Here is a 12,887-nt window from a genome sequence, read left to right as displayed (position 1 = left end):
AATATCGGCTATTCTATTAAATATAGCGATAAACTAAAAACGCATTCTATTTTTTACAACGTTAGTATTTTTGGATAAAGAAAATCTAGTTTCATCAATAAATAGTTGTAACTTGCTAGGTTAACTTAGGATAGTAAAATTTATTACGCCTAATATAATATGTAAAAAAGATAAATGTATCTAATGTTATTTTTCTTGCTAAGAAAATACTTACCAACTTAAATCAACAAAAAAAGGGGGGGAGTAATTATAAAGCTATGAATAAATTAATGTTATTACTTAACTTGAAGTGTCAAAAATAAATGGATATTAATAAAAAGGTTTGCTTGCTTTAATTAAAAAGCAAGCAAACCATTATATAATTAAACTTTAGTATCTAAAAATATTAGAAGTTAAAGTTAAAGCCTGCATAAGCTACACGGCCTTGAATGCTATATACATCAGCACTGAATTTTGACTGTGTGATTGGATCTTGGAACTCAGGTGTTTCGTCTGTTAGGTTACGAACACCTACAGAAACTTTAAGATCATCGCTAACATTGTAAGCATATGATAGATCTAGTTCTGTATGTGAATCTACATAAGTCGCAACATTATCAGTATCGCTAGCATCAGGATCTACAGTGTAACACTTACAATCTGCATTATACTCAGAGTCATTTAGCTGTGAGTCAATATATTTTGCAACTAATGTTACGTTATGATCTGAGATATTATAACCAAATGTTGCAGTCCAACGATCTTGAGGACGGTCTCTTAAACCAATCAGGTCTACTAGGTTATTTGCATCGCCATTATATGGTGACAAGTACTCAAAAATGTGGCTATAAGCTAATTTAGCTGAGAATGTACCTAAATCAGTTTCAAAACGACTATTGATATTAAAATCAAGACCTGTCTGTTTTGTTTGGCCATCATTTACATAGCTGACGAAGAAACGTTCTGGTGAACCTGACGCATTAAACTCTACGCCATTTGGTGCCGGTGGAACATTTCCGTCTTCAATATCATCTAAGATTCTATAACGATCGTAAGATGTTACTTCATTCTCAAGTTTAATACTGTAGTAATCAAGTGTGAATGAAACGCCATCAGTAATTTCACCAATCAAACCAATATTGAATGTTTCTGATTCTTCTGCTTCAAGGTCTTTATTACCAATTGAATTTTGTTCAATTTGAGACCAACCTTCACCTTCAACATAAGTCCATGGGAAACCTTGACTCTTTGTGAATAATGCGCCAAATGTCGGTGCAGCAAAACCTTTGCCCCAGCTAGAACGTACAGCCCAACCTTCCATGAAGTCATACTTCACACCGATTTGAGGTGACACTTTTGAACCGAAATCAGAGTAACTATCATAACGTGCAGCTAAAGTAATATCTAAATTATCAAGCACAGGTAATGAAGCTTCAACAGCTACTGCTCTACTTATTCTATCACCGATAGTTGAACCACCAGCCGAACCAATAACCGCATTAGCATCACTTAGAGGATCAACTGTGCGCTTAAAGTTTGTGCTCATAAATTCACCATGAATATATAAGCCTAAATCACCACCAGGTAATTCAGCTAAGCTATCGAAACCAACACCAGCAAACGCGCTTGTGTAGTCTGATTTATTATCAATGATGATTGTATGCTGCATTAAAGCAATTGAAGTCGGGTCTGTTAAAGTACCTTCTTTAGCAAATTGCTCTGCAAAAATCTTGTTAACATAGCCAGAACCATGTTGGTTAATACGGTTAAGGTTACGTTGGAAACCTGTAGTCCAGTTACCCCAATCGGTAATACCGTCGAGACCAATTTTAAAGTCAATCATTAACTCTTCTGTACGGCCATCGCGATTACCGTTATCAGCAAAACGCCAATTAGCTTTTGCAGCAGTAACTTCATCACCTGCGGCTAGTTGGATACTATCTGCAGCAAGATCTGTACCTGTTACATTAAATGAACCAGCGGCTGGAGCAAAACGTCCAAATGATGCTTTACGTGTCGCTAATGATGAAATTGAAAGTTCAATATCATCCGTTAGGCTATAACGACCAAATGTATATAGATTGGTACGTTCAAGTTTAGATGTTTGTGCTGAAAATTTAGTATGATCGAATGGACATACTGTAGAGTCAGGATATCTCTCACCACCATGTGGCATTACACCAACAAAACGGTCATCACATAAGCTAACGCCTGCAAGTTGTGCCGGGCGGTATTCTGTACGGAATTCTCCAGCAGCATTCTTAACAGTGTACTCAATATTACGAGCACTCATACTTACGCCAGTCGAGTCTTCAAAGTTATCAGCGATGTTAGCTGATAAATAATCTCTGTCACGAGTATAGATGATGTCTTTAACATCATGCTCTAAGCTCATGATGATATTACCTTTCTCGTTTGATGTACCGAATGTGAAAGATACAGACTCTTGATCGCCACCTTCATTTGAAGGTCTTTGAGCCTGAGCAGTTACATTAAAACCTTCAAAGTCTTTACGAAGAATGATGTTGATAACACCACCTACCGCGTCAGAACCATATATAGCTGATGCACCATCAGTTACTAGATCCATACGCTCAATCGCAGCAAATGGAATTGTATTCAAATCAACTGTCGAGCCAGATGAACCAGGTGATGGAGCTAGACGCTTACCATCAACAAGCACTAAAGTACGACCTGAACCCATGCCGCGTAATGAAACAGTTGCAGTACCCTGAGCACCACTACCAAAACCTGAAGATTCTGAGAAAGAACCGAATGAGTTGAAATTTGTGTCTCTTAATACATCTGCAACAGATAACTCACCTGATGCATCAATATCACTGCGAGAGATAGAAAATACAGGACTTGTACCTTCAAGATCAGTACGCTTGATACGTGAGCCAGTAACTTGAATACGTTCAACTTTTTCTACACTTTCATCTTCAGCTGCAAACGAACTTGCAGAAAATGCCGCTGTTGAAGCAGCACCAAAAGCGATCGCAATACGAACTGCCTTTGAAACTTTACTATTTAACATTTGATTCTCCCTGGTCATATTTTTCATATGATTATTAGTATAAAATTCAAACAAAAAAGGAACTTATTACTATTTATAATATCTAAGTACCGAAATTGCTGAAAGAGATACTAATATCAGGGACAGTGTATGGTCAACTGTTATTTAACTTTAAAATCAAAAAATTTACAGTAAAAAAACAAAAGCGGACAATACACGATTATTGCAACGTATTGCTTACACCCTTTTTATTGATATAAATTATGAGTTCCTGTTAACGAAAGCAACATATACGGGGGGAAATAAAAAACAATAAAAATCAATGACTAAATTGACTTTATAAATTTGAGATCATATTATTTAAGCTATGTATAAAAGGTCTAATGGTAATCCATAGGTTAGATCTTAATTAGATCTTAAAAAGAATTGAAGTTGTACTCTATTAATTGCCAAATAGTTACACCTGTTACCCTTGGTTAGATAATATTCTCAATTGCATAGAATAAACACGATGCAATCATAAGGTACACCAAGCGGCAAGCGGCAAGCGATAGAAAAATAATGATATTTGTCGTTTTAAAATAAGAAGGAGTTCTGATTGACTAATCCGAACTCTAATAAATAGAAACACAGATGCGTAGTACAGCACCCTTGAAATAGTGTGGAGTTTATAGTTGTTTCCTTGCATGACCTTTTCTATATATTTCTTTTGCATGTACTCCAATCCAGTTATAGTTTTTACTTAATTATTTTGACTCAATAAAAAAGCCACTCAACAGTGGCTTTTAGTATTTTAGTATTTTAAAATATTAAAACTTTATAGTTGCTCGTAGGTATACGAAGCGGTCCATATTTACATCATACTCAGTAACTGAGAAGTTGTTAGTAGAAATAGCAATATCGTTATTGCTATATTCTGGTGATGGCTCTTTAGCAAATAAATTTTCAATACCTAATGATAATTTGGTATTGTAAGCATCTAATGCGTAACCAACAGAAACATCATGTATGAAGTAAGAACCAATTTCAGCAGCCATACCTGGGTAGTTTTCTGCTCCATATAATACATCGTAATTGTTTTGTAAACGATCTACATAACGAGTTTGCCAATGAGCATCAAAGTCTCCCATCGACCAATCAACTGCAAATGTGCCTTTATATTCAGGAAAACCAGCATTACCAAATTGAATTCCAACTTGATCATCACCATCAAATTCATTTGTCATCACATACGACAAATCTAGAGACGTTTTAAAGCTACCAAATTCAGTATCAAATTTGTATGCCGTGTAAAAATCAATACCTTCAACGTTATAATCACCTGAATTTTGTAAGAAGTTACGTAAGTCAACAACATTACCGTTCGAATCACGATCTATATAATCACAAGACTTAGCGTTATCACCCGTTGAGCATTCATTTAAAAGTCTTGATGCACCATAACGTCCGATTGAATTTGTAACTTCAATATCATAGTAATCAATTGTGAATTCTAAACCATCGATATAACTTGGATTATATACAACGCCAAATGTTTTTGACTCAGATTCCTCTGGTTTAAGATCTGGTGACGATACATTTGTAATACGAATTTGTGTATTTGCTTGAGCATATCCATCTGGAACGCCAGCACAACCAGGTAGAGCTGGTACTTTACCCTCTACAGAATTACATGGATCTGTTAATGATGGATATGAATCAGCATTACCTGCATATAAGTTTGAAATCGATGGTGCTCTATAACCTTCAGCCCATGTACCACGTAATAAAATATCGTCAATTGGGCGGTATTCTACACCTACTTTAGCTGTAGAATTACTACCGTATGCACTGTGGTCTGAAAAACGGATTGCTGGTGAAATAGTTAACCCTTCAAGCACAGGTATTGAAAGCTCAATATAAGCTTCATCTAATCGGAAGCCTCCACCAGTAGCATCTCGCTGGTTGCCTGATGATTCACCACTTTGTGTTAATGGATCTGGAGTATCGTAACCGCTTTCCTCACGACGCTCTAGACCAATAGCCATGCCAACCACACCTGCTGGTAACTCAAATGCATCGCCTGCGAAGTTTACGGTATAATCTTTTAGTTCTAGACCTTGACGAGATACACTATCGAAGGTTACATAATCGACCATTTCAGGTGTTATAGACCCTAAACCACCAAATAAGTTAAGTGGCACGCATGATGTAGACACATTACAGTTATCTCCAAGCGCCTGGTTGATACGTGTTAAATTAAGTAAACCTGTGGTCAAAACATCTTGGCTATTTTTACCATAAATGTATGACGCATCCCACACCCAAGATGTATCACCAACACTGCCTTCTAAACCAACCATTGCACGGTATGTTGTATCATTTTGTCTATAAATACGATTACCAGCTTCTACAAATCGACGTTGCCCAGCATAAGGTACATATCCGTCAACGCCTGAACGTGCAGAATCACCGTATAAAGTTTCACCGAAAGGGTTATAGATGTTATTTTTATGAATATCAACGCGGCTTGCAGCAGCACCAAAAGATGCACCAATAGTAAGAGGCATAGCAGCTAATAACTGAGTTGATTCACGGTTCGTCATCATAAAGTCAGAAACAACCCTAACATCATCAGATAAATCATAAAATGCTTGGACATACATACTATTACGTACTTGTGGGGTTGATAGATAGTTTTCAGGTGCGTAGTTGTATACATCACCATCGCGATCTCTAAATGAACCAATACCTACAGTTGAACCTGCTCCATTAGGAACCAAGTCAAATCCAGCATTAGACTTTCCAGCATTATTCTCGGTATATCCCTGTGCTAGTAAGTCATCTCTAAGCGAGGAAGATATCGCACTTGAGGTTAAACGAAGGCGACCTTTATCTGTTGTTGAACTATTACCTTTCGAAGAAATATCACGGTCACCAGCCCAAATTTCAGCTTGAGTCACGTGACTAACATTCATCATTAATCCACCTTTATCAGAGGTGGTGCCAATAGTTAAATCAGCTGAATATTGACGACCATCATTATATTTTAAGTTTTCGCCACCATAAACTGAAAGCTCTACACCATCAAAATCTTTTCGTGTGATAATATTTACAACGCCTGCAATTGCATCAGAACCATAGATTGCTGAAGCTCCATCTTTTACAACTTCAATACGCTCAATTGAAGCAGCAGGAATAGTATTCAAATCAACTGTTGAACCTAAAGATGAAACCCAGCGCTTACCGTTTACTAAAACTAGTAGGCGTTGAGCACCAAGGTTACGTAAATCCATATTAGTAGCACCATTACCGCCGTTGTTAAAAGCAGTGTTTAATGCAGCACCCGCAGCTGGAATTTGCTGTAAAATATTACCAATACTAATCTGACCACTTGCAGCAATATCTGAGCGATCAAGTACAAGTACAGGGCTAGCGCTTTCTAAATCTGTTCTTTTGATACGTGAACCTGTTACCTGAATACGTTCAACTTTTTCTGCACCTTCTTCAGCAGCAATTGAGCTTGCAGAAAACACAGCTGTTGATGCAGCACCAAAAGCAATCGCTAAGCGAACAGCTTTTGAAATTTTATTATTTAACATTTGATTCTCCCTGGGACCACTATCTTGTGGTTATTTTTGTTTCGTTTTTGTGAACTATCGAAACATTTAGGTTTCGAACACACAAAGATACTAAACAAAAAAACGAATACTGCCAACATCTGTTTACTTTTATTTAAACTAAATTGTAAATAAACACCAAATAATAAACAAAAACGGGACAAATGATGTTGTTTTAGGGACTATAAACAAACCGACTCAAACCAAATGTTCTTATTTTGTTACCGTAAAAGATACACTATCCCTACATTTGATATTATATACCAAGGTTTAATTGCGCTTTTTTTAAACTAATAAAGTCTTGGTTGAGGGGAGTTAATATCATTTGAGCAATTGGTTTGATCTGTTTTTCTACGTAGATTGCATAATCAAACTTATGGTCAACGAGATATAATTGAGCACCTGACGTTGTATATACATATTCAACTATTTGACCTTTACTTATCTCAAACTCTGGGTGAGTTGCTTGGTGCTTTTTAACGGCTTGTACTTGGGGAGGGATGTTTTTTTGGTAATCAGCCAAATGCTGACCGAGTTTTTTCCTGTATACGAGTTTATCGTCAAATTCTCCGGCATATAACCGGCTAATGTAGCTTTCAATAATAGGGTGTAACATTGCAACGTTAAAAGTGTCGCTGAATAACGTTTCAAAAAGCTCAGTTTGGAACTCATGTGCTAATTGTGTCCAATCACTGCGCACGGTTTCCATACCTTTAAACACCAGTTTTTTTTCGTCGCCTGTTTGTACTTGACCAACATAGCGTTTTTTTGAACCGGTGGTTTTACCACGTATGGTTGGCATAAAAAATGGGCTATAAAGTGTTTCAAACTCTATTTCCAAATAACTTTGCGTTGCAAAGCGTTGTTTTATAGTATTTTGCCACTTTTCATTAATTGTTATAGCGAGTTGCTTGCCGATTGCTTTACAACCCTGTGGATCAAGTTCATCGGGTAAACTCACAAACGTTGAATCCGTATCACCATAAATAACCGTGTAACCAAGCTCTTCAATCCATTGCCTGGTAGTTTGCATAATTTCATGACCGCGCAAAGTAATAGAGCTGGATAAGCGTGGATCATAAAACCGGCAACCTTTGGAGCCTAGCACACCGTATAAACTGTTCATGATAATTTTAATCGCTTGTGACAGCATGGGTTGATCTGTGTTTTTTGCGTGTTGCCTTGAGGATGCTAACTTTTTAATTAGGTTTGGCAAATGGTGTTCTGTGCGGGAAAATAACGCCCCCTCAAACCCCGCGATTGCGTTATCAGGATCATCTAAACCACGAATTAACCCCAGAGGGTCAATACAGAAGGTTTGCATAATAGATGGATACAGGCTTTTAAAGTCCAGCACAATCACATTTTTATAAAGCCCAGGGATTGATTCCATTACAAACCCGCCAGGGCTTTCAAACGATAAGCCATGATCACCTAAGTTCGGTGCAACGTACCCACTGCGATGTAATAAAGGTAAATATAAATTAGTAAACGCAGCGACAGAGCCGCCCATTCGCTCCAATTCAAGCCCTGTTAGTTGCGTACGTACAATAGCAAATTCAATAAGCTTTAACTTTTCAAAGATACGATTAACGAGCACGCAGTCTTGTCGGTTATAGGCTGCGAGTGAGAGTTTATCTTCATTGTATTGACGAATAATTTCACTCAGGCGGTTATCGCTTTGAATTAATTTTTTTTCGCCCAGTATTTTGTGGCTTACATTTGCTAACGAAAAACTATCAAAATGGTAGGTGGCATTTTTTAAAGTATCAATACCATCTATAACGCAGCGACCGGGCAAGGTTAAGCGGGTAAAATGCCCTTTTCTGATCTGTAGTTGTCCATTACCTCGACCAAACAACAATTTAACACCAAGAGCATCCGCGCGCCTATTGAGTACATTAAAATCAAACTCAATGACATTCCAGCCAATAATAATATCAGGGTCAACTTGCTGTATCAGGCTTTTTAACTGATTTAATAAATCGATTTCATCATGGCACCAACAAATTGTTTGTTCACTGTGTTGTGGCTCACCAACCATAATCACGTAATCAATGCCCTGACCCACTAAGCCAACTGAAAACAATACACCTTCACCACTGCATTCAATATCCAGTGACAGCGTTTTAAACTGTGGAGTATAAGAATCAGCTGCTTTTAGTTGTGCGTTATCAATTTGAATAAAACCTGCTTGCTGAGTCACATCTCCGGTAACCCATACTCCACCACGAATAAAACGCTCCATTAAAAAGCGATCGCTGTGGCGCACATCGCCTTCATATACTGTGATGTGTTCATCTAAAGTGTGGCTTTCAAACAGCTGTTTTGCTTCATATAGCGCGTGTGAGCTTGAAAAATAACAGGCTATGCATTCTTCACCACTGAAATGTTTGATGGAAACATCTTTAAACTCGGCGCTTATATTTTGTTTTAATAGCAAGTGCTGTGCTAAAGCGTGTTGCTTTCTAGGAATAAAAAATACAGCGTGTTGATTTGGTACTAACACTTTTATCGGTCCGTGATCAGAGCTTAGCCAATAGCACAGTGTGATCCCGCAATGGCGACTATACTTGTCTGCAGCATATTGCTGCCTTGAAAGTATAAAGCCTTGATAGATTGCTTGTGTCAATGTTCGATCCCAATTAATATACAGCACTGTAATTATATACATACTTTAGGTTATTCCCCCATGCTTTCTGATGCATTAAAAACGACGATAAGAAAAATTCATAAGCATGTGGCTGATAACCTCAGTGATTATCGCCCTCGAAGCAGTCAAAATTATTTAGTCGCCGAAATAGCCAAAACACTGGCGGGTGAATACCACAAAAAACAGCGCATTTGTGTTATTGAAGCCGGCACGGGTACCGGTAAATCCCTCGCGTATTGTTTAGGGGCATTACCACTGGCGCTTGCACAAAAAAAGAAATTAATTATTTCTACCGCCACCGTTGCACTACAAGAGCAGCTAATAAGTAAAGAGCTGCCATTTTTTAAAAAGCATTCAGGCTTAGATTTTAAATTTGATTTAGTGAAAGGTCGTCAGCGCTATATATGTGCGCATAAACTACATAACGCCATAAATGGTGATAATCAAACACAAATGGAGTTTATGCCAACCCTTGCTTCGCCACTGAGCGCAATGGAAACTAGATGCTTGCAACAATTATACGATGCTTACACCAAGAAAAAGTGGCAAGGCGATCGAGATAGCTGGGCTGATACTATTCCCGACCGCGTTTGGGGATTAATTGCCTGTGATAAACATGCATGCCAACGGCAAATGAAAGCGCACCAAACCTGTCCATTTCAACTCGCCCGCCAGCGCTTAATGCAAATGGATGTGTTAGTAATTAATCATTCATTACTATTGGCTGATCTAGATTTAGGGGGCGGTAAAATTTTACCTGAGCCTGATAGTTCGATTTATGTTATAGATGAAGCGCATCACCTTGCACACATTACTCGCGACTTTTCATCTGCCGCTGCAACAATTAAAGGCACCATTGACTGGCTTGATAAACTCACCAAGTTCAGTGGTAAAATGGCCAAAGTACTCGTGGGCCAAAAAGCCATTGGCCAAAACTTTAAACTGTGCGACAGTATAAATGATGCCAATAAAGACTTAAAAGTCGTGCGTGATATTTTAGATAATGCCGATTTTAACTATTCAAAAGACGATACATACCGCTTTGAGCATGGTGAAATTCCTGAGTCATTACACACTAAAGCCAAAGATATCAGTGAAGCTACGCTCGATGCCCTTCGTTGTTTAAATAAAATGCACGACACCCTGGTGCAAGATGTCAGTGATGGCGATATCAAACCTTATGTTGCCGATCCTATCTTAGGTGAAAGCGGCCATTACATAAATCGCTTAGAGCAACTCAATAAACTATGGTACAGCTACGCCACTAAAGGTGAAAGCACGCCGCATGCCCGTTGGATAAAGCGCTTAGAGTACAAAAACCATCACGATCATTTATTAAGCGACTGCCCCATTGAAGTTGGCTACTATTTAAAAGATAAATTATGGAGACAATGCGCTGGCGCTGTTTTATGCTCAGCGACACTGACAGCGCTTGGATCATTTGATCACTTTGCCTATGAAACAGGATTAACTAAAGAAGAAGGCGTAAAATATTTAAAAGTGCCTTCGCCTTTTGATTACCCTAATCAAGCCACGTTACATATTCCAACCTCAAGTATAGAGCCAACTCATAAAGAGTTTAGTGATCATTTAGCTAAGGTATTACCCAATCATTTAAATAAACAACAAGCTAACTTAGTATTGTTTGCGTCTTATTGGCAAATGGATCACGTAGTCAAAGAGTTACGCACTAGAAATCTTGATATTTTAGTCCAAGGTGAAATGTCGCGCGAAGCGCTATTAAAGCAACACACTAAAAATATCGACGCAGGTAAAGGCAGTATTTTGTTTGGCACGCAAAGCTTATCTGAAGGGCTCGACTTGCCGGGTAAATACCTTGAGAATTTAGTGATCACTAAAATTCCATTCGCCGTACCCACCTCCCCGATTGAAGAAGCACAAGCTGAATTTGTACAAAGCAAAGGAGGGAACCCATTTTTATCGATTACCGTGCCTGATGCAGCCAAGAAATTAGTACAAAGCTGTGGTAGACTGCTGCGTAAAGAGAACGATCAGGGACGGATCACCATCCTAGATCGCCGTTTAGTGACCAAGCGCTACGGTAAAGCCATGCTTGATACACTACCACCCTTTAAAAGACAAATTGATTATTAATGTTTGAACTTGCACTTGACCCAACAACCTGGGCACTCCTTTGCGCCGTGGCTCTGGCCGCCGGTTTTATAGACGCAATTGCCGGCGGCGGCGGTATGCTAACTGTACCCGCACTATTAACCGCAGGCCTGCCTCCGCATTTAACATTGGGCACAAATAAACTCGCTGCCAGTTTTGGCTCACTGACCGCCAGTGTCACTTATTTTCGGAAGCAACTATTTAACCCTCGATTTTGGGCCGCATCTATTGTTGCAACTGCTATCGGTGCATTACTTGGTACGCTGATTGTTGATTACCTCAGTATTGAATTTTTAAACAAGTTACTTCCTGTTGTGATCATTATGGTAGCCTGTTACAGCCTATTTGGTAGTTTAAGCACAGTAGAACACAACCAATTACCGCCACTAAATAGAGCGACTAAAATCAAACAATGGCTACAAGGCCTAAGCTTAGGTTTTTTTGATGGATTAGCCGGTCCTGGAGCGGGGACTTTTTGGACAGCATCTAATAGCTTACTCTATAAAATGAGCTTGCTGCTGAATTGTGGTTTAGCGCGTTCAATGAATTTTGTATCAAATTTTGTCTCCCTCATTACTTTTATAGCACTTGGCCATGTTAACTTTTTATTGGGCATCACCATGGGCTTCTTTTTAATGTTAGGTGCATGGATAGGTGCTCATTCAGCCATACGCTTTGGCAGTAAATTTATTCGCCCGGTATTTAATACCGTTGTGATAATCCTAGCGCTAAAACTAATTTATGAGGCGTATTTATAAATGCGTGCAGACTCTTTTGATAAACTTTGCCAGCAAGTAACAACATTAAAGCAACATGCTGAACAATTTGATAAAGCTAAGTTATTCGCTAAAAATAGGTATATGCAGGCACAACCAAGCCTATTTGATCGGGGTGTTTTCACTACAAAAAGCATGAAATTAGTTGATTACGTGCTGGAAATTGAAGATGAAGTAAATAGCCTTCCGCCATTAGAACGTCGCCATGCTCACAATTATGCATTAGAGCGTATTGGCAATCAGGTACAAGCGGTATTTAATGTCATTAAATCTACGCCTATTTGGGAAAAAGAAAACAAAAGCACGTATAAGCCCCGCAATAAGCCTGTGAGTAAATCGCTACCTTATCAGCAAGCTGTAAAGCAAATTATGCAGCCTGCCCATGAGTTATACGACGAGCTTAAACAAAATCACGAATTCGAGCGCCGCTTAGTACTGATGGTCGAAGAGTGTAAGCTGCGAATGCAAAATATGGGCCCTGTAAAAGCCAAAGCCATAAACTTGGAGATACTGGCTCTGCACGCGCGCCTTGGTCGTTGTCGCAAAGCCATATCAGCCACCGAAGAAAAAATTCAAATCGTAGAGAAACAGCAACTACGCTAGAGCGTGTTGCCTTTGTGGATTGAAATTTGTTCAATCTAGGAGAAGCAACACACACCATAGGCGCAGCCTTGCCTACATACCAAATAGACTGCTGCAAAATCAATCACGAAAGGTCAACATGACCTAGC

The 12,887-nt window shown here is 38.7% G+C and carries 6 protein-coding genes; 3 read left to right on the top strand and 3 right to left on the bottom strand.

Features of this window, described 5'->3' with window-relative positions; all coding sequences use genetic code 11:
• Window positions 1–385: 385 nt before the first annotated feature.
• From ADS77_RS09975 to ADS77_RS09965, 3 genes are all read right to left on the bottom strand, one after another.
• Window positions 386–3,016, bottom strand: a complete 2,631-nt coding sequence (locus ADS77_RS09975; RefSeq protein WP_054205458.1) for a TonB-dependent receptor plug domain-containing protein — start codon at window positions 3,014–3,016, stop codon at window positions 386–388.
• Between the two features lie 788 nt (window positions 3,017–3,804).
• Window positions 3,805–6,576 carry a TonB-dependent receptor plug domain-containing protein gene (locus ADS77_RS09970; protein WP_054454194.1) on the bottom strand — a complete coding sequence of 924 codons (2,772 nt, stop codon included), beginning with the start codon at window positions 6,574–6,576 and terminating at the stop codon, window positions 3,805–3,807.
• Window positions 6,577–6,850: 274 nt separating this feature from the next.
• Window positions 6,851–9,268, bottom strand: a complete 2,418-nt coding sequence (locus ADS77_RS09965; RefSeq protein ID WP_410054814.1) for a DNA polymerase II — start codon at window positions 9,266–9,268, stop codon at window positions 6,851–6,853.
• Between the two features lie 18 nt (window positions 9,269–9,286).
• On the opposite strand from ADS77_RS09965, the gene dinG reads away from it, so the two are divergent.
• The 3 genes from dinG to ADS77_RS09950 are packed head-to-tail and all read left to right on the top strand — an operon-like array spanning window position 9,287 to window position 12,759.
• Window positions 9,287–11,362, top strand: a complete 2,076-nt coding sequence (dinG, locus tag ADS77_RS09960; RefSeq protein ID WP_054454193.1) for an ATP-dependent DNA helicase DinG — start codon at window positions 9,287–9,289, stop codon at window positions 11,360–11,362.
• Window positions 11,362–12,138, top strand: coding sequence for a TSUP family transporter (locus ADS77_RS09955; protein ID WP_054454191.1), 777 nt, complete (start codon window positions 11,362–11,364; stop codon window positions 12,136–12,138). Before dinG ends, ADS77_RS09955 begins: the two co-directional genes overlap by 1 nt.
• Window positions 12,139–12,759, top strand: coding sequence for a primosomal replication protein (locus ADS77_RS09950; RefSeq protein ID WP_054454189.1), 621 nt, complete (start codon window positions 12,139–12,141; stop codon window positions 12,757–12,759).
• Window positions 12,760–12,887 lie beyond the last annotated feature (128 nt).

Source organism: Pseudoalteromonas porphyrae, assembly GCF_001298125.1.
Taxonomy (GTDB): domain Bacteria; phylum Pseudomonadota; class Gammaproteobacteria; order Enterobacterales; family Alteromonadaceae; genus Pseudoalteromonas; species Pseudoalteromonas neustonica.
This window is presented reverse-complemented; position numbering and strand designations above follow the sequence as displayed.